Origin of the sequence: Nocardia grenadensis (assembly GCF_050942415.1) — a bacterium.
Classification (GTDB): Bacteria; Actinomycetota; Actinomycetes; order Mycobacteriales; family Mycobacteriaceae; genus Nocardia; species Nocardia grenadensis.
This window is the reverse complement of the sequence record NZ_CP192054.1, coordinates 1829833-1856258: the sequence shown is the minus strand read 5'-3', so window position 1 is coordinate 1856258 and position 26426 is coordinate 1829833. Positions and strand designations below refer to the sequence as shown.

The 26426-nt window shown below is 68.6% G+C and carries 25 protein-coding genes; 14 read left to right on the top strand and 11 right to left on the bottom strand.

Translation table 11 applies throughout. From position 1 onward, the window contains the following. Positions 1–190 precede the first annotated feature (190 nt). Together ACQPYS_RS08375 and ACQPYS_RS08370 are read left to right on the top strand one after the other, a co-directional pair. A complete protein-coding gene (locus tag ACQPYS_RS08375; RefSeq protein WP_063036626.1) occupies positions 191–916 on the top strand; it encodes a lysophospholipid acyltransferase family protein in 726 nt (241 codons plus the stop codon). 23 nt (positions 917–939) lie between these two features. Then, positions 940–1665, top strand: coding sequence for a phosphoribosylanthranilate isomerase (locus ACQPYS_RS08370; protein WP_084480860.1), 726 nt, complete (start codon positions 940–942; stop codon positions 1663–1665). A 303-nt stretch (positions 1666–1968) separates the two neighbouring features. Here the strand turns inward: ACQPYS_RS08370 and ACQPYS_RS08365 are convergent, their stop codons facing one another. Together ACQPYS_RS08365 and ACQPYS_RS08360 are read right to left on the bottom strand one after the other, a co-directional pair. Further along, positions 1969–2226, bottom strand: coding sequence for a hypothetical protein (locus ACQPYS_RS08365; RefSeq protein ID WP_433492223.1), 258 nt, complete (start codon positions 2224–2226; stop codon positions 1969–1971). 148 nt (positions 2227–2374) lie between these two features. Beyond that, a complete protein-coding gene (locus ACQPYS_RS08360; RefSeq protein ID WP_433492222.1) occupies positions 2375–2932 on the bottom strand; it encodes a hypothetical protein in 558 nt (185 codons plus the stop codon). A 314-nt stretch (positions 2933–3246) separates the two neighbouring features. Between ACQPYS_RS08360 and ACQPYS_RS08355 the strand changes: the two genes are divergently transcribed. Both ACQPYS_RS08355 and ACQPYS_RS08350 read left to right on the top strand, forming a co-directional pair. Further along, positions 3247–4008, top strand: a complete 762-nt coding sequence (locus tag ACQPYS_RS08355) for a sporulation protein (RefSeq protein WP_433492221.1) — start codon at positions 3247–3249, stop codon at positions 4006–4008. 252 nt (positions 4009–4260) lie between these two features. Then, on the top strand, positions 4261–5538 hold the full coding sequence (locus tag ACQPYS_RS08350) for an FAD-binding oxidoreductase (RefSeq protein WP_431941876.1): 1278 nt from the start codon (positions 4261–4263) through the stop codon (positions 5536–5538). Positions 5539–6132: 594 nt separating this feature from the next. Here ACQPYS_RS08350 and ACQPYS_RS08345 read toward each other — a convergent pair. Together ACQPYS_RS08345 and ctaC are read right to left on the bottom strand one after the other, a co-directional pair. Then, complete coding sequence (locus tag ACQPYS_RS08345) at positions 6133–6549, bottom strand: cytochrome c oxidase subunit 4 (RefSeq protein WP_063036634.1); 417 nt, start codon at positions 6547–6549, stop codon at positions 6133–6135. A gap of 13 nt (positions 6550–6562) precedes the next feature. Then, on the bottom strand, positions 6563–7549 hold the full coding sequence (ctaC, locus tag ACQPYS_RS08340; protein WP_084480976.1) for an aa3-type cytochrome oxidase subunit II: 987 nt from the start codon (positions 7547–7549) through the stop codon (positions 6563–6565). A gap of 444 nt (positions 7550–7993) precedes the next feature. Here ctaC and asnB point away from each other — a divergent pair, with 444 nt between their 5' ends. Continuing rightward, positions 7994–9937 carry an asparagine synthase (glutamine-hydrolyzing) gene (asnB, locus tag ACQPYS_RS08335; protein ID WP_433492220.1) on the top strand — a complete coding sequence of 648 codons (1944 nt, stop codon included), beginning with the start codon at positions 7994–7996 and terminating at the stop codon, positions 9935–9937. Between the two features lie 65 nt (positions 9938–10002). On the opposite strand, the gene ACQPYS_RS08330 is transcribed toward asnB, so the two are convergent. Then, entirely contained in the window at positions 10003–10974 is a 972-nt protein-coding gene (locus tag ACQPYS_RS08330) for a carbohydrate kinase family protein (protein WP_433492219.1), read from the bottom strand. A 185-nt stretch (positions 10975–11159) separates the two neighbouring features. Further along, positions 11160–11516 carry a HesB/IscA family protein gene (locus tag ACQPYS_RS08325; RefSeq protein WP_030523898.1) on the bottom strand — a complete coding sequence of 119 codons (357 nt, stop codon included), beginning with the start codon at positions 11514–11516 and terminating at the stop codon, positions 11160–11162. Between the two features lie 244 nt (positions 11517–11760). Between ACQPYS_RS08325 and ACQPYS_RS08320 the strand changes: the two genes are divergently transcribed. The 5 genes from ACQPYS_RS08320 to ACQPYS_RS08300 all read left to right on the top strand — a co-directional run bounded on the left by ACQPYS_RS08320 (position 11761) and on the right by ACQPYS_RS08300 (position 15731). Next, a complete protein-coding gene (locus ACQPYS_RS08320; protein WP_063036638.1) occupies positions 11761–12441 on the top strand; it encodes a DUF3043 domain-containing protein in 681 nt (226 codons plus the stop codon). Between the two features lie 7 nt (positions 12442–12448). Beyond that, entirely contained in the window at positions 12449–12991 is a 543-nt protein-coding gene (locus tag ACQPYS_RS08315; RefSeq protein ID WP_433492218.1) for a bifunctional adenosylcobinamide kinase/adenosylcobinamide-phosphate guanylyltransferase, read from the top strand. 96 nt (positions 12992–13087) lie between these two features. Beyond that, positions 13088–13720, top strand: a complete 633-nt coding sequence (locus ACQPYS_RS08310; RefSeq protein ID WP_433492993.1) for a maleylpyruvate isomerase family mycothiol-dependent enzyme — start codon at positions 13088–13090, stop codon at positions 13718–13720. A gap of 162 nt (positions 13721–13882) precedes the next feature. Next, complete coding sequence (gene cobT / locus ACQPYS_RS08305; RefSeq protein WP_433492217.1) at positions 13883–14956, top strand: nicotinate-nucleotide--dimethylbenzimidazole phosphoribosyltransferase; 1074 nt, start codon at positions 13883–13885, stop codon at positions 14954–14956. 22 nt (positions 14957–14978) lie between these two features. Continuing rightward, positions 14979–15731 (top strand): adenosylcobinamide-GDP ribazoletransferase, encoded by a 753-nt coding sequence (locus ACQPYS_RS08300; RefSeq protein WP_433492216.1) that lies wholly within the window; start codon positions 14979–14981, stop codon positions 15729–15731. A 58-nt stretch (positions 15732–15789) separates the two neighbouring features. On the opposite strand, the gene ACQPYS_RS08295 is transcribed toward ACQPYS_RS08300, so the two are convergent. Beyond that, on the bottom strand, positions 15790–17226 hold the full coding sequence (locus ACQPYS_RS08295; protein ID WP_433492215.1) for an RNA-guided endonuclease TnpB family protein: 1437 nt from the start codon (positions 17224–17226) through the stop codon (positions 15790–15792). A 302-nt stretch (positions 17227–17528) separates the two neighbouring features. Here ACQPYS_RS08295 and ACQPYS_RS08290 point away from each other — a divergent pair, with 302 nt between their 5' ends. Continuing rightward, a complete protein-coding gene (locus ACQPYS_RS08290) occupies positions 17529–18242 on the top strand; it encodes an MBL fold metallo-hydrolase (protein WP_433492214.1) in 714 nt (237 codons plus the stop codon). 60 nt (positions 18243–18302) lie between these two features. Here the strand turns inward: ACQPYS_RS08290 and ACQPYS_RS08285 are convergent, their stop codons facing one another. The 3 genes from ACQPYS_RS08285 to ACQPYS_RS08275 all read right to left on the bottom strand — a co-directional run bounded on the left by ACQPYS_RS08285 (position 18303) and on the right by ACQPYS_RS08275 (position 21295). Continuing rightward, complete coding sequence (locus ACQPYS_RS08285) at positions 18303–19403, bottom strand: branched-chain amino acid aminotransferase (protein ID WP_433492213.1); 1101 nt, start codon at positions 19401–19403, stop codon at positions 18303–18305. A 114-nt stretch (positions 19404–19517) separates the two neighbouring features. Then, positions 19518–20612, bottom strand: coding sequence for a glycine cleavage system aminomethyltransferase GcvT (gene gcvT, locus ACQPYS_RS08280; RefSeq protein ID WP_431941866.1), 1095 nt, complete (start codon positions 20610–20612; stop codon positions 19518–19520). A gap of 71 nt (positions 20613–20683) precedes the next feature. After that, the gene (locus ACQPYS_RS08275; RefSeq protein ID WP_433492212.1) at positions 20684–21295 is read right to left on the bottom strand and encodes a GNAT family N-acetyltransferase; all 612 of its coding nucleotides are present in this window, start codon (positions 21293–21295) and stop codon (positions 20684–20686) included. A 99-nt stretch (positions 21296–21394) separates the two neighbouring features. Between ACQPYS_RS08275 and ACQPYS_RS08270 the strand changes: the two genes are divergently transcribed. Both ACQPYS_RS08270 and ACQPYS_RS08265 read left to right on the top strand, forming a co-directional pair. Next, a complete protein-coding gene (locus tag ACQPYS_RS08270) occupies positions 21395–22195 on the top strand; it encodes a TetR/AcrR family transcriptional regulator (RefSeq protein WP_433492211.1) in 801 nt (266 codons plus the stop codon). A 10-nt stretch (positions 22196–22205) separates the two neighbouring features. Next, on the top strand, positions 22206–23717 hold the full coding sequence (locus ACQPYS_RS08265; RefSeq protein WP_063036656.1) for a leucyl aminopeptidase: 1512 nt from the start codon (positions 22206–22208) through the stop codon (positions 23715–23717). Between the two features lie 299 nt (positions 23718–24016). On the opposite strand, the gene ACQPYS_RS08260 is transcribed toward ACQPYS_RS08265, so the two are convergent. Next, a complete protein-coding gene (locus ACQPYS_RS08260; protein ID WP_433492210.1) occupies positions 24017–24370 on the bottom strand; it encodes an oxidoreductase in 354 nt (117 codons plus the stop codon). Positions 24371–24625: 255 nt separating this feature from the next. Here ACQPYS_RS08260 and sucB point away from each other — a divergent pair, with 255 nt between their 5' ends. After that, complete coding sequence (gene sucB, locus ACQPYS_RS08255; protein WP_433492209.1) at positions 24626–26419, top strand: 2-oxoglutarate dehydrogenase, E2 component, dihydrolipoamide succinyltransferase; 1794 nt, start codon at positions 24626–24628, stop codon at positions 26417–26419. Positions 26420–26426 lie beyond the last annotated feature (7 nt).

Below are 26426 nucleotides of genomic sequence, written 5' to 3'. Positions count from 1 at the left end.
CGGAACATCCGGTGGTTCGCCCGAAAGAGGGTCTTGTCACGTTCACCTAACCGAAACGCACCGGTGAAATCTCGGCAGCGAGTGTGAGTGACATTGTTCGCGGGGCTTGGATGTGATCTGTGACCGGCGGTAGAGTCGGCTGGCAGAGGCATTCCCCCAAATCCATCCCGGTTCTCGGAGTAAGGACGTCATGTTCTACTGGCTGCTTAAGTTTGTGCTGCTGGGTCCGTTCATCCACCTCTACAACCGACCCGAGGTGGAGGGCGTGGAAAACATCCCGGCCGAGGGCGCGGCCATCATGGCGGGGAACCACCTCTCGTTCGCGGATTGGCTTTTCGCCCCGCTGTCGAGCCCGCGCCGGATCAACTATCTGGCCAAAGCCGAATACTTCAATACCCCTGGCCTCAAGGGGCGGTTCCAGAAGTTCTTCTTCAGCGCCTCCGGTCAGTACCCGATCGACCGCAGCGGTGCCGATGCCGCCGAGGACGCGCTGATCGCGGCCCGCGCCCTACTCGACGAGGGCCGTCTGGTCGGCCTCTACCCGGAGGGCACCCGCTCCCCCGACGGCCGGTTGTACAAGGGTAAGACGGGGATGGCCCGGCTGGCCCTGGAAACCGGGGTTCCGGTGATTCCGGTGGCGGTGATCGGCACCGACGAGGTGAGCCCGCCCGGACCGTTCCGCTGGAAGCGCCGCAAGGTGACGGTGAAGTTCGGTAAGCCGATCGATTTCTCCCGCTACGAAGGTATGGGCGGTAATCGCTTCGTCGAGCGCGCGGTCACCGACGAGGTCATGTACGAGCTGATGCGGATGTCGGGCCAGGAATACGTGGATGTCTACGCCTCCAGCTTGAAGAAGAACGTGCCCTCGGGACCTTCCTCCCATATTCCGCGCATTCCGGAGTCCGCCGCGAGCTGAACGCGACGCGTACCATCGGGCGGATGACGGTTCGCGCCAAGATCTGCGGTATCCGGTCCCGATCGGACCTGGAAACAGCGGTGTCCGCCGCCGCGGATGCCGTCGGATTCATCTGCGGCACAACTCATTACAGCGAAGACGCATTGACGCCCGGAGTGGCCGCGGAGTTGTCCGCGGCCACTCCGTCGTTCGTGAACCGCGTCCTGGTCACCCATCTCGAGGAGGCCGGCGCCATCCTCGACTTGGCCGCCCGGGTCGGCGTGGACACCATCCAGGTGCACGGCCTGGTCGATCGCGCGACACTGCGGGCCGTCCATGCCGCGGCACGCGGGCGCGCCATCGTGCGCGCGGTCCACGTGACCGGCACGGACGCGGTGGCCCGGGCCCGGGATATCGCGGCAGACTCCGACGCGGTGCTGCTCGATTCCCGGACCGCCGACCGACTGGGCGGGACCGGCCGCACCCACGACTGGTCGGTGAGTGCCCGAATCGTCGACGAACTCTCCCGGATGGGACGGCCGGTGATCCTGGCCGGGGGCTTGACCGCCGACAATGTGGAGCAGGCGATCGCCGCGGTACATCCGTTCGGTGTCGATGTGAACAGCGGTGTCGAAACCGACGTCGGCGACAAGGATTTCACCGCCTGCCAGGCCTTCGTCAAGACGGCGCACGAAAGCGATCGAGGCCGGCCGGTTCCACTCCCACCGCGCCGAGTACCAGAGCTCCAGCGAACAGGGTCGCGGCGGTGACAGCGGACCCCACGACCGCTGCCCCGATCACCGTCGCCACCACCGCCTCGTCGCCAGGATCAGCAGGGTCAGGCCGCGACCGGTTCGCTTCACGACAGCAGGAAGGTCACCACGGGCAGGATCACCGCGGTGAACGCCGCGAACACCGCCGCCGCGGTCCGTGCCTTGGGCACACATGCCGCCAGGTGTCGGCGATCTCGCCGCGGCGGAACGGTTCCTCCTCCACCCGCGCCTCACCGCGGCGCAGTCCGGCCAGCGTGCGTCAGACGGTCAGCGCCCGGACACGACCGCCCCGGTTCCCTTCTACCACAGCGATTTCCGGACGGGATGGCAGCAGGCATATATCGGCTGGATCCGCGGATCGTCCTCCAGGAGCAGCGAAACCACCAGGGAGGTGCCGTGTAGCAATGCCTCGGCGGCTGTTTCGTCGGCGGTGGCCAGATCGGCGAGCGCGTGCGGTGCGGCGGTGGTGGCGGTCAGCGATACCGGGCCCACCGGGCCGGACAGCCGCCAATCGTGGGTCTGCGGGTCACACGTTCGGATCGCAGCTCCCGCAGTCACCGCACCACTGCCGGATCGGTGGGTGCGGTACCCAGGCAGTTCAGCGCCCGCAGACGCCACGACAGGGCCCCGGAATCCCGAAGCTGTCAGGAAGTGCAAAGTAACTTCGGTGGCAGCGGGTTTCGGGCTGTGATCGGTAGGTAAATCGTCAGACGAAGTCTACGTCGATGTCGATGGTCGGCTTCGGTGTCGGGTCCTGGGCGAACGAATACGGGATTCCCCTCGAATCAAGGGCGTCGAAGAGTTCCGGCGGATGCTCCGACCTATCCGAGAAAAAGGTGACGCGGTCAATGGAATCGGTCAGTAGAGGCGATAACTCTGTTCCCGATTGTGTGGAGGTCACTCGATGAATCTGAGCTTCGATGTATGGTTTGACACTTTCGGGGTTCTGGAGTGTGAACGGATCTTCGTTACGCCGGAACAGATTCGAGGTCGGGTTCGTAAGCGGCTCGGCAAGCGACATGCCCACCTTCATCTCATCATTATGCGTTGCGACGGCTAAAGAGTCGTTGAGCGTAATCGTTGTCCGCTCGGCGACCTGCGGCTTGAAAACCACTGCGATCGTGCCATAGCTGGACAAACGACCACCATAAAGATCTCGGCCCAGCGGATCGCGTGTGACATATCCGTATATCGGCCGACCTTCCGGCGCCAGGTCGGCAGCGTACCCGAAGAGCACCTTGTGCGAAGGGACGTATTCCTTCAACTGATGGTCGAAGATACTGATTTTACCCGTGTCGAAGAAGCTTCAGATTCCGGGGCCGACAGGTCGATCGGGGACCGGAATTCCCAGGCCCCGCTGTCGGTGTACACCATATCGCGGCGCACCGGAGCGCGCACCTCATCGGCTCGCGGCACCGGCCCGGCCTTCCTCCCGCCGATCTAGCCATATTCCACAGGCGCTCAATGGTTTCGACCACCCTCCCACTCGGGCAGTACACGGATGGGCGTTTACGTCTACGCTGTGGACCGAGGCACGGCGACGGGGAGACGTGCGGCGGGGCCGGAGGGAGACTTTCGATGTTCAGGACATTGCTGGGCGCGCTGGGCGCGCATACCGCCGAGGTGGAGACCGAGTTGTCCACCCCCGGAGTACAACCGGGACAGGCGGTGCACGGAATCATCCGGATGCGCTGTCATGATCGGCCGGTCCGGGTGAAAGGCGTCGCGGTGGAGTTGGTCACCCGGGCCGAACGCGAGTACGACTACGTCGAGGCGCTGGTGGATATGGCCTTCGCCCGGCAGCCGGTGTTCGGCCCGTTCGAACTGCTGCCCGGGTATCCGCTGGAAGGGCGGTTCGAACTGCTCGTGCCGTGGGAAACACCCATCACCTTCTACAACGGCAGGCACCTGCACGGGACCGCCGTCGCCGTCCGCACCCGGGTGGACGTGGACGGCGGATTCGACGCCACCGATACCGACCCCATCGGTGTGGGCGCGCTGCCGCCCCAGCACGTGGTGCTGGCGGCGGTGGAGGCCTGGGGGTTCGGCCTGCGGCACGCCGATGTGGAGGCCGGCCGGGTGGACGGGATCCCGCATTCGCTGCCGTTCTTCCAGGAGATCGAATTCGGCCCGTCACCGCGTTTCCCGCGCCTGAACCAGCTCGAGGTGACCTTCCTGGCCGACCCGCACGGTATGTACGTGGTCATCGAAGCCGACAAACGCGCCGCGCTCTTCGCCCCCGGCCGCGATGTCATGGACACGATCCGAGTAGATTTCGCCACATTCGAACAGGTCGACTGGGTCGAAGTAATCGGCCGGCGACTCCACGGCCTGGCTTGAGCCCGCCCACCGAACAACCGCCCCACCCCGCCCCTCGACGCCACCCCGGCGCCGAGTTCAGCGAGGCCCACAAAGGGTCGAGGCCCGTCCCGCCGTTCAGGCCTCGAAGCGCATGCGCCGCAGGCGCGAGTCTCGAGGCCTGAACGGCGGGACCTTCGGGGGCCTCGCCCCCGCGGCGCCGAAGGCGCCGCAAATAAACACAGCAAAACCCAGTATCGCCACGGCAGCCCAGCTGTGGTTAGCTTTCGTGCCATGAGCACGCCGCACATCGTTTCTCCTGCCGAGTACCTGCCTCGCGACACCGCGGATGTCGTTCGCACCGTGCGGAATTCCCGGGAACGCTCCAGGCCGCTCACCGTTCACGGGGGCGATCCCGCCACCGACGGCCTCACCCTGCCCGATCAGCAGACCGTGGTGTCGCTGCGCCGGATGAACGCGATCGTCGATCTGAATCTCGGCCGTCGCACGGTACGGGTCCAGGCGGGGGCGCGGCTGTCCGATATCGACCGGCGGCTCGGCGCGCACGGTCTGGGCCTGCCCGTGGTGGGCGACCATCGGGATATCACCGCGGGTGGGTTCGCCTCGGTGGGCGGGGTGAGCACCGCCTCGCACCGACACGGCCTGTTCATCGATCAGATCGTCGACCTCGAGTACGTCGATACCGACGGCCGGATCGGCACCTGCGGGCGCACCCATCACATAGAACGGTTCCATCGCATCCTGGGCGCCGGCGGCCGGGCGGGCATCATCACCGCGCTCACCCTCGACACCGTGCAGGTCGACAAGGACAACACCTGGTTGTCCACCGATTCGCACCGCTTCCTGGATTTCGACAGTTTCGTCGACTACGCCTACGCCGAGGTCACCCGTCCCCGGGACGCGGTGCTGCAGGTGGGTCGCTGGGTGGATACCGCCCCGCTCAAGGTGTCCCGCCCGGTCATCGCGGGTCAGATGCAGCTCGGCACGGTGCGGTTCGGCCAGTGGTCCAGCCTTTACCCCACCGCGCCCACCCGCTCCCTGCGGGCCCGCCGTGAGGTCGGCAGCCGGGCCCGGAAATCGCTGGGCGCCATTGCCTCGGCGACCCCCGGTAAGGCCGGTATGCCGGTCCGCAACGCCGCCGCGGGTGCGGTGATGTTCACCCCCAAGGTCCTGACCCTGCGCGACGCCGAATACCTTGCCGATACGGTGATCAGTTCCTCCGAGCGCGGCCCGGCCTACCGGGTGGGCGTCTTCGCCCCGCTGTCCAACTACACATCGGTGTTCTACCGGCTGCACGATCTGTTCAACGGCCATCGGGAACGTACCGGCTGCTTCACCGTCATCTCGGCCATGACCTACGGGGTGCGTTCGCCGTATCTGCGCTCCGAATCCGCCGCCAACAACCTGCCCGCCGCCGACCACGGCCTGATCACCTTCACCTGCCGGCTCCGCCCGCACGCCCTGCCGTCGGAACAGCTGCGCGATATCGTCACCGGCATCGAGGAGATCTGCCGCTCGGAGAACAGCATCCGCTACGAATCCGTCGACTGAGCTGTGTTTATCTGCCCCGCCTCCGGCGGGGCGGGTCGGGCCCCTGTGACCCCGATTCTTCACTCCGCCGCTCCAGAATCGGGGGCGGGCTCCGACCACGGAGGTCGACCATCCAGAGGAGACAGAAGGTACATGCTGTCGTGCGCCTGGACCGGTCCGGGGAGGTTCACGGCACCTGAGTGCTCAATGGTCACCGGCCTATGGACGGCTGACCGCACACGCTCCAAAGCCGGGGCGGGACCGACCTATGGACCGCTGACCATCCGGAGTAGACGGGGGTGTTGCGGGCGTGTGCCCGACCGAGTACGGGCGGGCCGACACCATCAGTGCTCACCGTTCGCCGCTCTACGAACGGCAGACGGCCCCGGCCACGGACTTCGCCCCTCCGGGTAACACCGGGGCGTGCCGACGTACGTCTTGGTCGACGTGGGCGCGCTCACGTCACTGTAAGTGCTCAATGTCGCCGTTCTATGGATGGCCGACTGCACCCACACCATGGGAACCCACCATCCTCGACGCGCAAGAACCCCGCTGTCCGGAAGGCCGGCGGGGTTCTCGTCGTGCGGGTGCGGGCGCCGGAACGCCGCCACCGGCTCAGTGCTTTTCGGGGCCCAGATAGTACTCGAAGACCAGACCGCCGGCGGCGGTCAGGACCAGGATGACACCGAGCCCGAGCAGCCACGGCTCGAAGAAGGCGAAGCCCAGGGCGGTCACCGAGGCGGCACCGGCCAGCAGGATGGGCCAGAAGCTACCGGGCGAGAAGAAGCCCAGGTCGCCGGCGCCGTCCACGATCTCGGCGTCCTCGTAGTCCTCGGGGCGCAGGTCGAGCCGGCGGGCGACGAAGCGGAAATAGGTGCCGATGATCAGCGACAGACCGGCGGTGAGCACGATCGCCGTGGTGCCGGCCCATTCGATCCCGGTCCGCGACTGGGCGGTGAAGAAGCCGTAGATGACGCCCACGAGAATGAAGAACACCGTGAGCAGTTCGAACAGCCGTGCTTCGATCCTCATCTCAGATCAGTCCTCACTTGCTTTCGGTGGTGTCGGTCTTGACCGTGCGATCGGTGTTGAACGGCTGGGTCGAGGTGGCCACCGGCGACTCACCGATGGACTCGAGCGCGGCGGCATTGGTCATACCCGATTCCCGCGCCTGGATGTAGCGCTGGAACTTATCCGGCGAAACCGCGCGGACCTCGAAGTTCATCATCGAGTGGAAAGTGCCGCACATTTCCGCGCAGCGGCCCACGAAGGCGCCTTCCCGGTCGATCTCACTGATCTGGAAGACGTTGTCGGAGTTGTTCTCCTTCGGGTTCGGCATGACGTCCCGCTTGAAGAGGAACTCCGGAACCCAGAACGCGTGGATGACGTCCGCGGCGGCGAGCTGGAACTCGATCACCTTGCCGGTCGGGAGCACGAGGACGGGAACCTCGGTGCTGCTGCCGATCGTTTCGATCTTGTTGTAGTGCAGGAAGGACAGGATGTCGTTCTCGGGACGGCCGTGCACCGGGCCGGGCTGCGGATGGCCCTCTTCGTTGGTCCGGTTGGCGTACTCCTGGAGCTGCTGCTGGTTCGCGTTCTCCCGGGTGGTGTCGACACCGTTGTAGGTGAACCCGTTCTTCAGGTCGACATCGCGGTAGCCGAACTTCCAGTTCCACTGGAAGGCGGTGACGTCGACGACCACATCCGGGTTGTCGACCTTCTCGTGCACGTAGTTCTGCACGACCACGGTGAAGTAGAACAGCACCGCGATGATGACGAACGGGATCGCGGTGTAGGTCAGTTCGAGCGGCACGTTGTAGCCGGTCTGCCGGGGGAACTCCGGCGAGTCCTTCTTCTTGCGGTGGAAGACCACGGTCCAGAAGGTCAGGCCCCAGACGAGCACACCCATGATGAGGGCGGCGACCACCGACCAGGTCCACAGTTCCCGCATCCGGTGGGCCTGCGGGGTGACACCCGAGGGCCAGCCGAACCGCAACCACACATTGTCGATCGAGCAGCCGGATACGAGCATGGTGGTGATCCCGAGGGATACCGCCAGTCCGGCCCGCCGCAGGACACGACCCCGCCGCCGGGCAGGCCGTGCCCCGATCTCGTCGCTCGCCTTGTGCGCCACGCTCAACGCCTTCCTGGTCGCCACACATTCCGACACCGCATCCCCGGGGCGGGACCCGCCGCCGGGAACACTGAAAAACAGCTCGTTCGGGCTACCCGGGCGGCTCCGCGCACCGCGCGACACCACCCGGAACAGTCCGAGTACTACGCAGCGTAGACCAAACACGCGCCCGGTACGCCGTCGGGTCGGCTTCGACACTCCGTACAGTGGCGCACGGGGCGGACGGAGGTGTATCGCACGGGGAATCGATACGTGCGGCATACTCGGACACTAGATTTCGCCCACCGCGCCGACTCCCCCGGGCGCGGATCCCCGACCAGTGGAAACGAGGTTAGCGCCGCAGTGTGTGGACTGCTCGGATTTCTGACATCCGATACCGCGACACCGGAAACGGTGCAGCGGGTATACGACGCGCTGCACTGTGTGCGGCACCGCGGGCCGGACGAGCGCGGCACCTGGCACGACGACCAGCTGATCTTCGGTTTCAACCGGTTGTCGATCATCGATATCGAGCATTCGCACCAGCCGCTGCGCTGGGGTCCGGCCGACGACCGGCAGCGGTACGCGCTGACCTTCAATGGCGAGATCTACAACTATCTGGAACTGCGCGAAGAACTGGCCCGCGAACACGCGGCCGAATTCGGTGACGAGCCCATATTCGCGACCGAGGGCGACGGCGAGGCCATCGTCGCGGCGTTCCATTACTGGGGTCCGGAGGCGGTGCGGCGGCTGCGCGGCATGTTCGCCTTCGCGATCTGGGACACCCACACCCGGGAGCTGTTCCTCGCCCGCGACCCGTTCGGTATCAAACCGCTGTTCCTGGCCACCGGCCCGGGCGGTACCGCGTTCGGCAGCGAGAAGAAGAGCCTGCTGGAACTGCTGCCCGATCTCGGGCTGGACGAATCCCTCGACCACCGGGCGCTCGAGCACTACACGGTGCTGCAATACGTCCCGGAGCCGGAGACGCTGCACGCCGGTATCCGCCGGCTGGAGTCGGGCAGCCACGCGGTGGTGCGGCCCGGCGCGCAGCCGGAGATCACCCGCTATTTCGTTCCCGGATTCGGCGTACGCCCCTTCGCCGCGGGCTCCGAACAGGCCCGCTACCGGGAGATCGCCGCGGCGCTCGAGGATTCGGTCGCCAAACATATGCGCGCCGATGTGACCGTCGGCTCCTTCCTGTCCGGCGGTATCGACTCCACCGCCATCGCGGCGCTGGCCATGCGGCACAACCCGAAGCTGATCACCTTCACCACCGGCTTCGAGCGGGAGGGCTATTCCGAGGTCGACGTGGCCGCGGAGAGCGCGGCCGCGATCGGGGCCCGGCATATCGTCAAGGTCGTCTCCCCGGCGGAGTTCGCCGCCGCCATCCCGGAGATCGTCTGGTACCTCGACGACCCGGTGGCCGATCCGGCGCTGGTGCCGCTGTACTTCGTCGCCAAAGAGGCACGTAAGCACGTCAAGGTGGTGCTGTCCGGTGAGGGCGCCGACGAACTGTTCGGCGGCTACACCATCTACCGGGAGCCGCTGTCGCTGGCACCGTTCGAGAAACTGCCCCGCGGGCTGCGCCGGCTGGCCGGGAGGGTCTCCGATCTCATCCCGGACGGCACCCGCGGCAAGAGTCTGCTGCACCGGGGTTCGCTGACCCTCGAGCAGCGGTACTACGGCAATGCGCGCAGTTTCAGCGACGCCCAGCTGCGGTCGGTGCTGCGGGAGTTCCGCCCGGAATGGACCCATCAGGATGTCACCGCCGCGATCTACGACCGGTCGGCGGGCTGGGACCCGGTCACGCGGATGCAGCATCTGGATCTGTTCACCTGGTTGCGCGGTGACATCCTGGTCAAGGCCGACAAGATAACCATGGCGAACTCCCTGGAACTGCGGGTGCCGTTTTTGGATTCCGAGGTCTTCCGGGTGGCCGAGCAGATCCCGCTGGAACAGAAGATCACCAAGGACACCACCAAGTACGCGCTGCGGCAGGCGCTCGAGGGCATCGTCCCGGGCCATGTGCTGCATCGCGCGAAGCTGGGGTTCCCGGTGCCGCTGCGGCACTGGCTGCGCGGCACCGAACTCTACGACTGGGCCCGACAGCAGATCGCCGAATCGCAGACCGATCATCTGCTGGACAAGGCCGCGATCACCGCCATGCTCGACGCGCACCGGGCCGGGGATTCCGATCACAACCGGCGCCTGTGGACCCTGCTGGTGTTCATGATCTGGCACGGGATCTTCGTGGAGGACCGGATCAAGCCGGAGATCTCCGAGCCCACCTATCCGGTCCAGGTCTAGCCCCTACCGACAACGAGGCCCGCTCACCTCGATGAGCGGGGCCCTCGTTCGTTGTTACCGGCGGTTCAGCGCAGCAGTGATTCGAGTTCGGCGGCCGCGTCCCCGCCGTAGGCCTCGCCGAGCCGTTTGAGCGCGGCATCGGCGTCCAGCGCCCATTCCTGGGTGCCGACCGTCTCCAGCACGAGTACCGCGACCAGCGAGCCCAGCTGTGCCGCGCGTTCGAGGCCGAGTCCCGCGGCGTGGGCGGTGAGGAAACCGGCCCGGAACGCGTCACCCACACCGGTCGGGTCTACCTTGGCGTACTCCGGCACGGCCTCGACGCGCGTCTGGCTGCCGTCGGTGTCGACCACCAGCACACCGTCCTTACCGAGGGTGGTGACCCGCACACCCACCCGGGCGGCGATCTCGTCCTCGGTGAGGCCCGTCTTCTGCTTGAGCAGGCCCCATTCGTACTCGTTGGTGAAGAGGTAGGCACTGCCCTCGATGAGCTGTACGGCCTGGTCGCCGTCCAAGCGGGCCAGCTGCTGGGAGGGATCGGCGGCGAAGGGCACGCCCAGTTCCCGGCATTCGGCCGTATGCCGCAACATCGCCTCGGGATCGTTCGCGCCGACCAGGACCAGGTCGAGTTTGCGCTCGTCGGCCAGCGCGGTGAGCGAGATATCACCCGCTTCGCTCATCGCGCCGGGATAGAACGAGGCGATCTGGGCCATATCCTCATCGGTGGTGCAGACGAACCGGGCGGTGTGCGCGGACTCGGACACCCGGACCACCGAGCAGTCGACACCGTGGGACTCCAGCCACTGCCGGTACTCGCCGAAATCGCGTCCCACCGAACCGATGAGCAGCGGCGACTGCTTGAGCAGGCCCATGGCGTAGGCGATGTTGCCGGCGACCCCGCCACGGCGGATCACCAGATCGTCGACGAGGAAACTCAGCGAGACATGCTCGAGCTGATCGGGCAGCAGCACATCGGCGAATCGGCCGGAGAAACGCATGAGGTGGTCGGTCGCGATGGATGCGGATACAGCTATGGACACGTAGGTCGGCCCCTTCGGAATCAGCGCGAACAAGAAAGTGAACGGGGCTTTGCCCCCTGGGGTTCACCGTATCAATTCGCCGGGGCTACGACTACGTGTCGTAACCGGCCTCGTGACAAGTAATGGTCACGTAACCCGGGTGTATCGCAGAATGCCGGGCCGGCGCTGTCACCGGCCCGGGGCACTCAGTTGAAGGAGTCGCCGCAGGCGCAGGAGCCGGTGGCGTTGGGATTGTCGATGGTGAAGCCCTGCTTCTCGATCGTGTCGACGAAGTCGATCGCGGCGCCCTGCACATACGGCGCGCTCATCCGGTCGACGGTCAGGGTGACGCCGCCGAATTCGGCGGTCAGATCGCCGTCGAGGGTGCGATCGTCGAAGAAGAGCTGGTAACGCAGACCCGCGCAGCCGCCCGGCTGCACCGCGATCCGCAGCGCGAGGTCGTCCCGGCCCTCCTGATCGAGCAGCGCCTTGGCCTTACCCGCGGCAGCATCGGTCAGCTGCACACCGTGGGTGGTGGTGGCGGTGTCGTTCTGCACACTCATGAACTCTCCTATGGACAGCGTGGTCGGTCCGTGAACAGCGCACGGTTCCGGGTGTCACAACACCCTCGGACGGGCTGCTATTCCCCATCTTGCCATCTCCGGGGCCCGCGGCCACACCACCCGTGCCACCGATTGCGGCGCATCGAGGTGAGCCGAGCCATGACCGCCCCGGCGGAGTGACCGGCCGCACCGCGGCCCCCGCCCCGTTCACGGCCGGGGCGGGTGACCGATTAGCCTGGTTACCGTGAAGTTGTTCCGACGCGGTGAGCCCAACGGTACCGATGTGACCGCTGACGGCTCGCGGGCCGCGACCGCCACCGCGAGCGCCACCGAGGCCGATGCGGCCTCGGCCAAGGCCGCGCCCACGGCAGGCAAGGGCCGGCCCACCCCGAGTCGGCGCGACGCCGAGGGCAGGCGCCGAGGGCCGGTCGCCCCGCCCCCCATGACATCGAAGGAAGCGCGCGCCCGGCGCAAGGAGACGCGCGGTTCCAAGGAGGACCGCAAGGCGGCCTCCGCCGAGCGTCGTGCCGCCGCCCAGGACCGGCGCGCCCGGATGCTGGCGGGTGAGGACAAATACCTGCTGCCCCGCGATCAGGGCCCGGTACGCGCGTTCGTCCGCGATATCGTCGACGGCCGCCGCAACCTGGTCGGCCTGTTCATGCCGATGGCGCTGCTGCTGATCCTGTCCATGTTCGCGGCTCCCGCGTGGCAGTCGATCGTCACGCTGGCCATGCTGGTCATGATGGTCTTCATGATGGCCGAGGGTTTCCTGCTCGGCCGGGTCGTCAACCGTCGGGTGCGGGAGCGCTTCCCGAAATCCACCGATACCGGTTTCCGGCTCGGCTGGTACGCGTTCGTACGCGCGTCCCAGATGCGCAAGATGCGCGCGCCCAAGCCGCGGGTCTCCCCCGGCGACGCGATCTGATCCGCGGGTGCCCGAACCCGTCCCTCCTTCTGGACAGCGCACGCTCGTGCTCGGGGGTGCGCGCTCGGGTAAATCCGCGTTCGCCGAATCCCTCGTCACCGGCAGCGCGGTGCGCTACCTGGCCACCGCGATCCCGGATCCCGCGGATACCGATTTCGCCGCCCGGATCGCCGCGCACCGAGCCCGCCGTCCCGCGGCGTGGACAGTGATCGACGCCGCCGATCCGGCGGCCGAACTGCGCACCCCTCATCCCGGCGCCACTCTGGTCGACGATATCGGCACCTGGCTGACCGCCCGCCTCGACGCCCGCGCTGCCTGGGACGCCCCGCGCGGCACGGTCGGGCCGGATACCGATGTTCTCGTCGACGCCGTAGCCGGCTCTCGCGACCGGCTGGTGCTCGTCACCCCAGAGGTGGGACTGGGCGTGATCCCCGCGACCCGGTCGGGTCGCCTGTTTCGGGACGAGATCGGCACATTGAATCAGCGGCTGGCCCAGGTCTGTGACGAGGCTTTTCTCGTGGTCGCCGGGCTGCCGCTGCGCCTGAAATGAGCCGCGGCCGCTCGGGCGGCATCCCGGGCGACGGGCCTGCCGCCCCGCTGCCGCGGTCATGTCGGAGCGCGGTGCTTGAATCGTGCGGTGCAGACCATGCCGCGCGCCGACATCTGGGCAGCGATCCATCGGGAACGGGCCGCCCTGGCCGACGAACTGGCCGATCTGACCCCACAGCAATGGTCGGCTCCCTCCCTGTGCGGCCGGTGGTCGGTACAGGAGGTCGTCGCCCATCTCACCGCGGCCGCGAGCACCGGGCGGCTGCGGTGGATCCGCAGCATGATCGGCGCCCGCTTCGACGCCGACCTGCACAATGAGCATCGCCTGCGAGAGCAGCTGGGCGCCGGCCCGGCCGATACGCTCGAACGGTTCCGCGCGGCGGTAACGAACACCACCGCGCCGTCCGGGCACACTCCCGCGTGGCTCGGCGAGATCGTGGTGCACGGCGGCGATATCCGGTACCCGCTCGGACTGACCGGCGCCCCGACGCTGCCGGGGGTGACCGAGGTCGCCCGTTTCTTCGCCGCGCGCGATTTCACGGTCGCCGGCCGCACCGCCACCGCGGGCCTGCACCTGCGGGCCACCGACGGACCCTTCGACACCGGCACCGGACCATCGGTGCGCGGCAGCACGCTCGCGCTGGTCATGGCGATGGCCGGGCGCGCCGCGTACTGCGCCGAACTCGACGGTCCGGGGGTGGCCACCCTGCGCGAACGGATCGGCGGCTGACACCTCGCCACCGGCACCGTCCCCGGGCCGGGGCGCCACCGCCCGGGTACCGCACGACGTGTGCCGCGCACCGGGCAATATTGTCCGGGAAGTGGACACGCCCGCCGAGAGAGATCCCGGCGCGGTGGCGCCGCGACAGCACCCGATCGGAAGGCTCGAACAGTGACAGAGGGATTCGCACCCGTGGCCCCGCCGGATACCGGTGCCCGCGCGGCCGCCGAGCAACGGCAGGCGTCGCTGACCAAACCACCGGGATCGCTGGGACGGTTGGAAGAGCTGGGCAACTGGGTGGCGGCCTGCCAGGGTGTCTGCCCGCCGAAACAGTTCGAGCAGGCGCGGGTGGTGGTGTTCGCCGGCGACCACGGGGTGGCTCGGCACGGCGTCTCGGCGTACCCCAGCGAGGTCACGGCGCAGATGGTCGCCAATTTCCGGGCGGGCGGAGCCGCGGTGAACGCGTTGGCCGGAATCGCCGGGGCCACCGTGCGGGTGGTGGATATCGCGGTGGACGCCGATACCGATCCCACGGTGAGCACCCACAAGGTGCGCCGGTCCAGCGGCGCGATCGATCGCGCGGACGCACTCACCGCCGAGGAGGTCACCGTCGCACTCGCCGCCGGCGCGGCCGTCGCCGACGAGGAGATCGACGCCGGGGCCGACCTGCTGATCGCCGGGGATATGGGCATCGGTAACACCACCCCCGCCACCGCGCTCATCGCCACCCTCACCGGGATCGAACCGGTGCGGGCGGTCGGGCGGGGCACGGGGGTGGACGATCACGGGTGGATGCGCAAGGTGGCCGCCGTCCGCGACGCCATGTGGCGGGCCCGGCCCGTAGCCCGGGACAGTGTCGAACTGCTCCGTGTCGCCGGTGGTGCCGATATCGCCGCCATGACCGGGTTCCTGGCCCGGGCCGCCGCCCGACGCACCCCGGTGCTGCTCGACGGGCTCATCGTCACCGCGGCCGCACTCATCGCCGAGGATCTGGCGGCCGGCGCGGCGCACTGGTGGCTGGCCGCCCACCGGTCCACCGAGCCGGCGCACGCCGAAGCGCTGAGCAAACTGAAACTCGCCCCGGTACTGGATCTGGATATGCGGCTCGGTGAGGGGTCCGGCGCGCTCACCGCGCTCCCCGTCCTGCGGGCCGCCGTCGCAGTGCTCGCGGAGATGGCGACCTTCGCCGACGCCGGAGTCAGCACCGCGGATGCCGAACCGGCCACCGTCGATCTGCAGAAGTGACCGCCGCGACGAGCCGAGCACGATGCTGACCCCGCTGCGTCTCACCTTCTCCTGGCTCACGGTGCTGCCGGTGCGCGGACCGAGCGAGGTGGACCGCCGGGCGGCGGGCCGGGCCATCGCGCTCGCCCCGGTCGCCGGATTCGGGCTCGGTCTGGTCGCGGCGGCGCTGCTGTGGGTGCTCGCGCCCGCAGGGATCGCCGCCGGATTCGTCGCGGTCGCGGCCCTGGCGCTGCTGACCCGGGGTATGCATCTGGACGGGCTCGCCGACACCTTCGACGGCCTCGGAGTCTATGGGTCACCCGAACGCGCGCGGGAGGTGATGAAGAGCGGGGGCGCCGGGCCGTTCGGGGTGGCCGCCATCGTGCTGGCCGCCGGTGTCCAGGCGGGCGCGTTCACCACGCTGGCGGCCACCGGTCACTGGGTGGCGGTCGTGGCGGCGGTGGGTCTGGGCCGAGTCGCGGTGGTCGCCGCCTGCCGCCGCGGGATAGACCCGGCGCCCGGCACCTGGTTCGGGGCTATGGTCGCCGGAACGCAGTCCCGTCCCGCGGTTCTCGGCTGGGCCGCCGCGGGTACGGCGGCGGCGGTTTTCGCGGTACCGGAGCTGCCGTGGTCCGGGCCGCTGGTGGCGCTGGTGGCGCTCGCCGCCGCGATCCACCTGGTCGGCCACGCGGTCCGCCGGTTCGGTGGGCTCTCGGGTGATCTCCTCGGGGCGGCGGTGGAACTCACCACCGCACTGGCGGCCCTGGGTTTCGCGCTGGTCGCCCACTCTGTCTGACAGCGTGTCTGATAACTCGATGAGTTATCAGACACCGCCCTTCTCGGGCGTCCTCGGCTCACAACCCGGCCGGGGTATGAGCCTTGGTTCCCGCGTCATCCGGGCCGGTTGCACCAGCACCCCTCGGGTGCCGGTCAGTGCCTTCCCGTCGGCGGGCATTGGTAACCCGGCCCCCTGCTCGGAGGTCCGGGGATCGTGATGGGTCTTGCCTGCGGAGTGTCGGCCAGGCAGCGAGGTTGACGGCGGCATTCAGGTCCCGATCGGCGCGGTACCCGCAGGGGCAGGTGAACACCCGATCCGCCAGCGTGAGACCGGGGTTGAGGGTGCCGCAGGCCGAACAGCGTTTACTCGATGGGAACCACCGATCGGCGGTGACCACGGTGCCGCCCCGCCACCGCTGCTTGTAGTCCAGCAGTCGCCCGAAATCGGCCCACCCCGCATCGGCGATCGACCGCGCCAGCCGGCGATTACGCAGCATCCCGGCCACATGCAGGTCCTCGACAACGAGCCGGGCGTGGGTTTTGACCAGCTGGTTGGTGACCTGATGCAGGAAATGACGACGCGCATTCGCCACACGATGATGATGGCGGGCCAGCCGTGCGGCAGCTTCCCGCTGGTTGTGGGAGCCTTTCTCCGTCCTCGGCAGGGCTTTCGCCAGCCGCCGCTGCCGAACCAACCCACGAGCCAGGGGTTTCGGCGGATCATCGACCCGCGCCACTTCACGACCCTCGGCATCGGCGGCGACCAGGAACGCCGACAACCCACGGTCGATACCAACCCACCCACCGTGGTCGTCGGGGCCCCGAACCGGATGGTGGTGGCCTGGGTGCAGATCCGCAGCCTCGACACTCACACTGACCCACCAGCGGCCCGCCCGCTGCGTCACGGTGGCGGACAGGATCTTCGCCCGCCCGGCGGCGAGCAGGCGACGCAGGCGACGCGTGTCCTCCCGGACCCGGAGCTGTCCGAGACCGGGCAGGGTCACCGACCGTGGGATATCGCCCTCTCCGATTCGGATCGCCGGACGCCCGGTTTTGGCGTGTTTGTTACGGAGCCGAAACGATGCGGTGCTGCTGGTTTTCTTCTTGAACCGGGGAAACCCGACCACGCGACCGCGGCGTTTCCCGCTGCGGGAGTCCGACCACGCGGCCAGTCCGCGGCCGCAGTCGGTGGCGGCTTCCTCGAACACCTGCTGACACACTTGGTCACGCCATGCCAGTCCGGTGACCTCGATCTCGGTGACCCCGGCGGGGTCGACGGTGAATATCCGGCCCGCGGCTGCGGATTTCTTCCAGGTATTGAAGGTGTTGATCAGGTCGAACCGGGTCCACGGGACCCGGTGGTCGGGGTCGGTCCGCCGCTGGGTGAGCGCGGTTTTCACCATCGCCAGGCACTGATTGAACGCAAACCGGGCCGCGCCCGCGTGCTTGGCCAGCACGGTCTGCTGCTCGACGGTGAGGTCGAGACAGTACCGGAACGCGGTGTGCCTACTCATCGCCAGCGACTATCACACAGGCCACCGACAAAATCGCGAGCTATGCGGCAGCAACTCTGGCAAGCCGGTCCAAACTGCATCAGAACCGCAGGACAACACGGATTACCGAACCTCTTCGCCAGCGCACACACACCTTACGCCCCGGCCCGCCGATCCGAACTCGGCATTCCGAGTGCTCAGACACGCTCTGAGCCACCCGGACGCTGTCCGGTCCACAAAGCCCCGTCCCGTCCGATGTCGCCAGGCCTCAATATTGCGAACGCAGAGTCTCACCGGTCCACCGCGCCCCATAAGGTGGGGGTATGTCAGCCGAGCGCTTCTACTTCCGTCAACTCCTGGCCGGCCGTGATTTCGCCGTCGGGGATCCGATCGCCACGCAGATGCGCAATTTCGCCTATCTGGTCGGTGACCGGGACACCGGTGACTGTGTCGTCGTAGATCCCGCCTACGCGGCCGGCGATCTGGCCGATATCGCCGAGAAGGACGGACTGAAACTGTCCGGGGTGCTCGTCACCCATCACCACCCGGACCATATCGGCGGCACCATGATGGGGTTCACCCTGCGCGGGGTACGGGAACTGCTCGAGCAGGCCACGGTTCCGGTGCATGTGAACGATCAGGAGAAGACCTGGGTCGCCGATGTCACCGGCATCGCCCCCAGCGAGCTCACCGGCCACGGCCACGGCGACAAGCTGAGTGTCGGCGCCTTCGAAATCGAGTTCTTACACACCCCGGGACATACCCCGGGCAGCCAGTGCTTCCTGGTCGACGGCAAACTCATCGCCGGCGACACCCTGTTCATCGACGGTTGCGGGCGTACCGATTTCCCGGGCGGTGACTCCGACACCATGTTCCGCAGCCTGCGCTACCTGGCGGATATGCCGATCAATCCGGAGGTCTACCCGGGTCACTGGTACTCCCCGGACCCGCACGCCTCCCTGGACTCGATCCGCGATAACAACTATGTGCTGCGGCCGCGGTCACTCGCCGAATGGCACGCCCTCATGCCGGGCTGATCGGCGCGGCCCCGGGCACCGGGCCCCGCGCTCGGTATACGGGTGAACTGCGAGGTCCGGTCAGAGCACCCGCATCCACTGGTGCACATCGGCGAAGGTCCCGCGCTGGATACCGGTGAGCGTGTCACGCAGCGCCATGGTCACCTCGCCCGGCTCGCCGCCACCGATGGTGAATTCACCGTCGGGCCCGAACACGGAACCGACCGGGGTGATCACGGCCGCGGTGCCGCAGGCGAAAACCTCGGTGATCTCGCCGGATTCCGCACCGGCCCGCCAGTCCTCGACGGAGATCTTGCGTTCGGTCACCGGGTAGCCGGAATCGGCCGCCAGGGTCAGCAGCGAATCCCGGGTGATCCCCGGCAGCAGCGACCCGGACAGTTCCGGGGTGACCAGCCGCGCGTCCGATCCGGAGCCGTAGACGAAGAACAGGTTGTTGGTGCCCATCTCCTCGACATAGCGGCGTTCGACCGCGTCCAGCCACACCACCTGATCGCAGCCCTTGGCGGTGGCCTCGGACTGCGCCAGCAGCGACGCCGCGTAGTTACCGGCCACCTTGGCCTCACCGGTGCCGCCGGGCGCGGCCCGCACGTACTCGGTCGACAGCCACACGCGCACCGGTTTCACCCCGCGCGGGAAGTAGGCGCCGGCCGGGGAGCCCAGCAGCAGGTATTTATAGGCGGAGGCGGGCTTCACGCCCAGCCCGGCTTCGGTGGCGAACATGAACGGCCGTAGGTAGAGCGATTCCTCACCGCCCGCTGCGGGCACCCACTCCCCGTCGACCTCGAGCAGCTGGCGCACCGATTCGATGAACAGTTCCTCGGGGAGTTCGGCCATCGCCATGCGGCGCGCGGACCGGCGGAACCGGGCCGCGTTGGCGTCGATCCGGAAACAGGCGACCTGCCCGTCCGGCTGGCGGTAGGCCTTGAGCCCTTCGAAGATCGCCTGGCCGTAGTGGAACACCATGGTGGCCGGATCCAGGGTCAGGGCGCCGTAGGGTTCCACGATCGCGTTGGTCCAGCCGTCGGCCTCGGTGTAATCGATGGTGACCATATGGTCGGTGAAATAGCGGCCGAAACCGGGCGCCGACAGAATCTCCTGTACCCGCTGCGCCGGGGTGGGCGCAGGATGAGGCATACGGGCGAACTGTGCAGCAGCGGTCATGACCAGCAGTCTATGTCCTGGGTCCACACCGAATCCGCGGTGGTCCGTCTCGCGTGCCGGGCATGTCCGTACCGGCCGCGCCGCAGCCGGTCACGACGACCCGGCCCGACCGTCTCAGCTGGTGTGTGCTTCGACGAACGGAGGCCGCACCACCGCGCAGCGCAGCGACCGGCCGCGGACGTCCACCGTCACCTCGGTGCCGACCTGCACCGCCGGGTCCAGCAGCGCCAGCGCGATCCCGATCTGCCTGGTCGGCGAGAAGGTCCCGGAGGTGGTCACCCCGATCTTCGCGCCGTCGAGCAGCACGTCCTGGTTCTCCCGCGGGATCCCGCGGTCGAGTGCTTCCAGGCCGAGCAGCGTGCGGCCCGGTCCGGCCGCCCGTTCCGCTTCCAGCGCGGCCCTGCCCCAGAAATCCGGTTTGGCCCAGCCCACCGCCCACGACGCGCGCGCCTGCACCGGCGTGATCTCGGCCGACAATTCGTGCCCGTGCAGCGGATAGCCCATCTCGGTACGCAGGGTGTCGCGGGCACCGAGCCCGGCGACCTGGCCGCCGGTCGCTCGCACCTGCTCCACCAGCGCCCGGAACAGGGCCTCGGCGCCGTCCCAGCGCGGCAGCAATTCGTAACCGTGTTCACCGGTGTAGCCGGTCCGGCACACACGCACCGGCTGCCCCGACCAATCCGCGTCGACGAACGCCATGTAGGACAGATCCACCGGGAGACCCAGCGCGGTGAGCACCTGCGCCGACCGGGGCCCCTGGACGGCGAAGACACCGTAGTCGCGGTGTTCCCCCGTGACTGTGATCGCCGGCGGCGCGGCCACTGCCAGCTTCTGCACCACCGCGGTGGTATTGGCCGCGTTCGGCACCAGGAAGATCTCGTCGTCGCGCACGAAATAGGCGATGAGATCGTCGACCACGCCACCGTCGGCATTGCAGCACAGTGTGTACTGCGCCCGGCCGGGCCCGATCCGGCCCAGGTCGTTGGTCAGCGCCGAGTTCACGAATTCGGCCGCGCCCGCACCGCGTACGGTCGCCTTCCCGAGATGACTCACATCGAACAGCCCCACCGACTCCCGCACCGCGGTGTGCTCGGCCACGGTGCCCGCGTACGAGACCGGCATCTCCCAGCCGCCGAACGGGGCGAATTTCGCTCCGAGTTCGACATGCACTCCGTGGACAGGGCCCTGTTGCAGCTCGGCGTCACTCACCGGGCGAGCTTATCCCGGTGCCGGCCGGGGCCGGGATCACACCGTGCCCGGCCCGCGGCCACCGCGGCGGGTCAGGCCTCGAACCACATGGGGATCAATGTGGGTCCCTCCTCCGGCAGGGTGTGGGTTTCGCCGGTGCGAACGAAACCCTGCCGGGTGTAGAGCCGCGACGAGCGTTCGGTGCTGGCCTCCAGATACGCCGGGAGCCCCGCCGCGCGGAACTGCCGGATCCGTTCGGTGAGGATGGCCGCGCCCGCACCGCGCCCGCGGAACTCCGGCACGGTGATGATCAGTTCCAGGTAGCTGTGCGGGAACCTGCGCGGATGCTCCCGGGCCAGCAATTCGGTCACATAGGCCGACCGCTGCAGCGGACGCACGTCCGGCGCCCGTTCCGCGTGGCCCCGCATCGTGGTGGCCTCGGCGATGAGCCGGTCGGCCGAGGTGAGCTTCTGCCAGATCGAGATCGCCCAGATCTCGCCGTCGCCCCCGGCGACCCAGATCTCGTCGTCGCGCAGGCCGCGGTCGATGATCTGCGGAACCCATTCGTCGAGGAACTCGTCCACCGGGTAGTCGCGCAGGATCCACTCGGTGACCGCCTCGTCCAGGGTTGCCTTGCGGAACGCCTCCGTCAGCGGTTCGAGATCACTCGTTCCGACGCGCCGCACGGTCAGTTCTGTTCCCATACCGCCTCCTGTGAATGGTGTTACCACCAGCGAACTTATGTCCTCAATCAGCGGACAACCACTATTTCGTCACGGTATTTCGTGTGATGGAATGGCGCGGTGACAGCGTGTGCGTTATGTGGTGCGGACCTGCGGCAACCGGCCCGCGGCCGCCGGCGGCGGTACTGTTCCCGCTCCTGCCAGGCCCGCGCCTACCGGGCCCGGCGCCGGGCACCGGCCGCCCCGCCGCGCCCGCGGCCGCAACGGTTGTCGAAACTCGTGATCGCCCACGCGGCGGTCGCCCTGGCCGACCGTGCGGGCACCGACGGCCTGACGATGCGCCGCCTGGCCGGCGAGCTGGGGGTGGCCACCGCCGCGCTGTACCGGTACTTCGACGACCGGGCCCAGCTACTCGTCGCCATGACCGATCTGGTGCTCGCCGAAACCCCACCACCGCCGCCGCATCTGGTCGACCGGCGGGCCCGGATCAGGTACGAGGCACAACAGGAATGGCAGATCTACCGGCGGCATCCGTGGATTCTCACGGTGCTGGCCCGGATCCGCCCGCCGCTGGGCCTGTCCCTGTTCGACACCCTGGAACGGACGCTGAGCGCGCTCGACGAACCGGACCTGTCCAGGACACAGCTGATCTCGACGTATCTGAGTTACTCCGCGCTGGTGCAGGGGCTGGCCCTGGTGTGGACCGCCGAACGGTCCGACCGGATCGGCGGCCCGGAAGCGACCGCCGACGTGCCCGCCGAAGTGGCCGCGCTCGTCGATCCGGTCGCGCGCCCGGCCCTGTACAAGGCGTTCGGCCCCACCGGCCCGCCGCCCGACCTCGATTTCTACGAACTGCTCACCGACGCGGTGGACATGCTGCTGGACGGCGTCGCGGCACGCCGTACCGGGTCCACCGAATAGCCTGGGGGTCATGACCGCAGTCGCAGATCGTCCGCTCGGACCGGAATTGGCACGTACCCAGACCCTCGAACCCGGCACCGATGTCCTCGTCGTCGGCCTGGCCACCACCGATGACGGTCCCGTCCTCGTCCCCGAGGACCTCTTCGGCGATGTGCTCGACACCGATGTGCGTACCCGGCTGCTCGACCAGCTGACCGCGGTCGGCGCCACGGGCAAGGCCGAACAGCTGGTCCGGATTCCCGCGCCCGCCGGCCTGGACGATGTCGCCAGCGTGCTGGCCGTCGGTCTCGGCGCCGCCGCGGATATCGACGCCGAACAGATCCGCCGCAGCGCCGGGGTCGCCGCCCGCTCCCTGACCGGGGTCGCGCGTGCGGTCACCACCCTGTCCGGCCTGGATATCGGCGCCGCCGTGGAGGGTTTCTACCTCGGTGCCTATTCCTTCACCGAGTTCCGCTCCGCGAAGTCCGCGCCGAAGCCGGAAGCCGCGCCGCCGGCCCGTATCGAACTGCTCGTCCCGGAACCCGAATTCGGCGGCGACGCGCTGCTGCGCGCCCAGCTCACCGCCGAAGCGGTGGCCACCGCCCGTGATTTCGTGAACACCCCGCCGAGCCATCTGTATCCGGCCGAATTCGCCCGCCGCAGCGCCCTGCTGGCCGAGGGCGCCGGCCTCGAGGTCGAGGTACTCGACGAGAAGGCCCTGGAAGACGGCGGTTTCGGCGGCGTGCTGGGGGTGGGCAAGGGTTCGTCGCGTCCGCCGCGCCTGGTCCGGCTCACCTACCGGGGCGGTGAGAAGAAGGTCGCGCTGGTAGGCAAGGGCATCACCTTCGACACCGGCGGTATCTCCATCAAACCGGCCGCGAATATGGAGAACATGACCTCGGATATGGCCGGCGCGGCCGCGGTCGTGGCGACCACGCTGCTCGCCGCGCGGCTGAGCCTGCCGGTCACCGTGATCGCGACGGTCCCGATGGCGGAGAACATGCCGTCGAGTACCGCCCAGCGGCCCGGTGATGTGCTCACCCAGTACGGCGGTACCACCATCGAGGTCACCAATACCGACGCCGAGGGCCGGCTCATTCTGGCCGACGCCATGGTCCGCGCCGGTGAGGACGGCCCGGACTATCTCATCGATGTCGCGACGCTCACCGGCGCCCAGATGGTGGCGCTGGGCACCCGCACCCCGGGTGTGATGGGTACCGACGAATTCCGCGACCGGGTGGCCCGGATCTCGCAGGCCGTCGGTGAGCACGGCTGGCCGATGCCGCTGCCCAAGGAGTTGCGCGCCGATCTGGACTCCAAGGTCGCCGATATGGTCAACGCGACATCGCATCGGTGGGGCGGCATGCTCGTCGCCGGCACGTACCTGAAGGAATTCGTGCCCGAGGGCGTGGAATGGGCCCATATCGATATCGCCGGCCCGGCGTACAACACCGGTGGGCCCTTCGGCTACATCGGCAAAGGCGGCACCGGTGTCCCGGTCCGCACCCTCATCGCCGTACTGGAGGATATCGCCGCCGAATAGCGGCCGGCGGTTTGCCGGGCGGCCGTCCGGTCGTCCCAGCAACCGAGAACGGGCCGGGGCCGCACCGCCGAGTTGCGGCGGCGCGGCCCCGGCGCTTCCGCCGGCGGGCCGACCGGCGCGCCCGACCTCCGAGATCCGGGCTCGCCGGGCCACTGCGCGCGCCGGTTACCGACGATCCCGCAGGCAGCCGAACCGGCCGCGAGATCCGGCAGGACGCACGTGCCCCGCGCGGCTCGGGCCATGCGAGCGGCACCGGCCGGAACAGTGGCGTGCCCACCCGGTCCCGGCACGGTGGGAGGTCACGGCTCGCCGAGTTCGCGCTCGACATCCCGTCTGCGCTCGATCCGCCGGCGTGCATCGTAATCGCGCATACGCTGCGGATACCCGGTCCGCTCGACGTCGTATACGGGAATCGTCAGATCCCGCGCGAGGCGGCGGGCGCCGCCTTCGCCGACGACCCGCCGGGTCCATTCACCATCTACGGCAACCAGCACGACCGTGACATCTGTCACAGTGGTCTTCGGTTCGACAAAGCCCTCGACCCCGGTATGTGTGCGCACCCATTCGCGCAGATAACGGGTCTCCCCGCCCCGACCTCCGGAAACTCCGCTGCGCCCGGCCCTGACACGACGGAAACGGTCCAGCAAACCCACTGCAGCCGACCTCCTGCTGACCACCCGAAACCCGCCGGATCCGGCGGTGATTCCATGGTGCCAGCTACCAAAATTGGATGCCCTCCGGTAAACGCGTCGCGCGGCGAATGCAAGGATGGTGGACGGAACAACAACCACACGGATCTCCGGCGCCGCGCAGAATGAACGCCGGCTGGAACACCGCCGCGACCCGCGACAGGATCCACCGGAACGAACTGTTGTAGACCCGTCGAGCAGTTAGAGGAGTCAACGGACATGGCCTTCTCCGTCCAGATGCCCGCTCTTGGTGAGAGCGTCACCGAGGGAACGGTGACACGGTGGCTGAAGCAGGAAGGAGACACGGTCGAGGTCGACGAGCCGCTGCTCGAGGTCTCCACCGACAAGGTCGACACCGAGATCCCGTCCCCCGCGGCGGGTGTGTTGACGAAGATCGTCGCCAATGAGGACGACGTCGTCGAGGTGGGTGGCGAACTGGGTGTCATCGGTGACGCCGGCGAGGCCGCCGAGCCCGCCCCGGCTCCCGAACCGGCCGCCGCCGAACCCACGTCCGCTCCCGCCGAGCAGACCCAGCAGGCCCCCACGGAACCGGAGCCCGCCCCGGCCCAGGCCCCGGCCCCCGCCGCCGACTCCGCCGCCTCCGGTACCTCGGTGAAGATGCCGGAGCTCGGCGAATCGGTCACCGAGGGCACAGTGACCCGGTGGCTCAAGGCGATCGGTGACGAGGTCGCGGTCGACGAGCCGCTGCTCGAGGTCTCCACCGACAAGGTCGACACCGAGATCCCGTCCCCCGTCGCGGGCACCCTGCTGGAGATCACCGCGCAGGAAGACGATGTGGTCGAGGTCGGCGGTCAGCTCGGTGTGATCGGCTCCGGCGCTCCCGCGAGCGGTTCGGCTCCCGCACCGGCGCCCGCCCCCGAGCCCGAACCGGCTCCCGCGCCGGCCCCGGCTCCCGCACCGGCCCCGGCTCCCGCACCGGCCCCGGCTCCCGCACCGGCCCCGGCTCCCGCACCGGCCCCGGAACCGGCACCTGCCCCCGCTCAGGCTCCCGCACTCGCGGCTGCCGCTCCGGCCCCCGCCGCCCCGGCCGCCGCCGGTAACGGCGCCACCCCGTACGTCACCCCGCTGGTCCGCAAACTGGCCGAGGAGAACGGCGTCGACCTGGCGTCGGTCACCGGTTCGGGGGTCGGCGGCCGGATCCGTAAGCAGGATGTGCTCGCCGCCGCCGAGGCCAAGAAGGCTCCGGCCGCCGCGGCACCGGCGGCCGCCGCGCCCGCCGCCGCGGCACCGGCCAAGGCGGCCGCCGCCCCCAGCCCCGCGCTGGCGGCCCTGCGCGGAACCACAAAGAAGGCCAATCGGATCCGGCAGATCACCGCGACCAAGACCCTGGAGTCGCTGCAGACCACCGCGCAGCTCACCCAGGTGCACGAGGCCGACGTCACCAAGATCGCCGCATTGCGCAAGCGGGCCAAGGCCGATTTCGCCAAGCGCGAGGGCGTGAACCTGACCTTCCTGCCGTTCTTCGCCAAGGCCGTGGTGGAGGCGCTCGGGGTGCACCCGAACGTCAATGCCAGCTACGACGCGAACAGCAAGGAGATCACCTACCACGCGTCGGTGCACCTGGGTATCGCGGTGGACACCGAACAGGGCCTGCTCTCCCCGGTGATCCACAATGCCAGCGACCTGTCGCTGGCCGGCCTGGCCCGGGCCATCGCCGATATCGCCAACCGGGCCCGCACCGGCGGCCTGAAGCCGGACGAGCTGGCCGGTGGCACCTTCACCATCACCAATATCGGCAGCCAGGGCGCCCTGTTCGATACCCCGATCCTCGTCCCGCCGCAGGCGGGGATGCTGGGCACGGGTGCCATCGTGAAGCGCCCGACCGTGGTCACCGACGAGTCCGGTAGCGAGTTCATCGGCGTCCGCTCGATGTGCTACCTGCCGCTGACCTACGATCACCGCCTCGTCGACGGCGCGGATGCCGGCCGGTTCCTCACGACCATCCGGCACCGCCTCGAAGAGGCGGCGTTCGAGGCCGACCTGGGCCTGTAAGGGGCAA

What these genes read in the sequence shown, in the direction of transcription:
- ACQPYS_RS08275 (WP_433492212.1), bottom strand. Translation starts at nt 21,295, where the DNA reads ATGGGAACAGAACTGACCGTGCGGCGCGTCGGAACGAGTGATCTCGAA.
- ACQPYS_RS08295 (WP_433492215.1), bottom strand. Translation starts at nt 17,226, where the DNA reads ATGAGTAGGCACACCGCGTTCCGGTACTGTCTCGACCTCACCGTCGAG.
- ACQPYS_RS08325 (WP_030523898.1), bottom strand. Translation starts at nt 11,516, where the DNA reads ATGAGTGTGCAGAACGACACCGCCACCACCACCCACGGTGTGCAGCTG.
- ACQPYS_RS08370 (WP_084480860.1), top strand. Translation starts at nt 940, where the DNA reads ATGACGGTTCGCGCCAAGATCTGCGGTATCCGGTCCCGATCGGACCTG.
- ctaC (WP_084480976.1), bottom strand. Translation starts at nt 7,549, where the DNA reads ATGCTCGTATCCGGCTGCTCGATCGACAATGTGTGGTTGCGGTTCGGC.
- ACQPYS_RS08285 (WP_433492213.1), bottom strand. Translation starts at nt 19,403, where the DNA reads ATGACCGCTGCTGCACAGTTCGCCCGTATGCCTCATCCTGCGCCCACC.
- ACQPYS_RS08290 (WP_433492214.1), top strand. Translation starts at nt 17,529, where the DNA reads ATGTCAGCCGAGCGCTTCTACTTCCGTCAACTCCTGGCCGGCCGTGAT.
- sucB (WP_433492209.1), top strand. Translation starts at nt 24,626, where the DNA reads ATGGCCTTCTCCGTCCAGATGCCCGCTCTTGGTGAGAGCGTCACCGAG.
- ACQPYS_RS08300 (WP_433492216.1), top strand. Translation starts at nt 14,979, where the DNA reads ATGCTGACCCCGCTGCGTCTCACCTTCTCCTGGCTCACGGTGCTGCCG.
- ACQPYS_RS08310 (WP_433492993.1), top strand. Translation starts at nt 13,088, where the DNA reads ATGCCGCGCGCCGACATCTGGGCAGCGATCCATCGGGAACGGGCCGCC.
- ACQPYS_RS08375 (WP_063036626.1), top strand. Translation starts at nt 191, where the DNA reads ATGTTCTACTGGCTGCTTAAGTTTGTGCTGCTGGGTCCGTTCATCCAC.
- ACQPYS_RS08265 (WP_063036656.1), top strand. Translation starts at nt 22,206, where the DNA reads ATGACCGCAGTCGCAGATCGTCCGCTCGGACCGGAATTGGCACGTACC.
- ACQPYS_RS08355 (WP_433492221.1), top strand. Translation starts at nt 3,247, where the DNA reads ATGTTCAGGACATTGCTGGGCGCGCTGGGCGCGCATACCGCCGAGGTG.
- ACQPYS_RS08345 (WP_063036634.1), bottom strand. Translation starts at nt 6,549, where the DNA reads ATGAGGATCGAAGCACGGCTGTTCGAACTGCTCACGGTGTTCTTCATT.
- ACQPYS_RS08350 (WP_431941876.1), top strand. Translation starts at nt 4,261, where the DNA reads ATGAGCACGCCGCACATCGTTTCTCCTGCCGAGTACCTGCCTCGCGAC.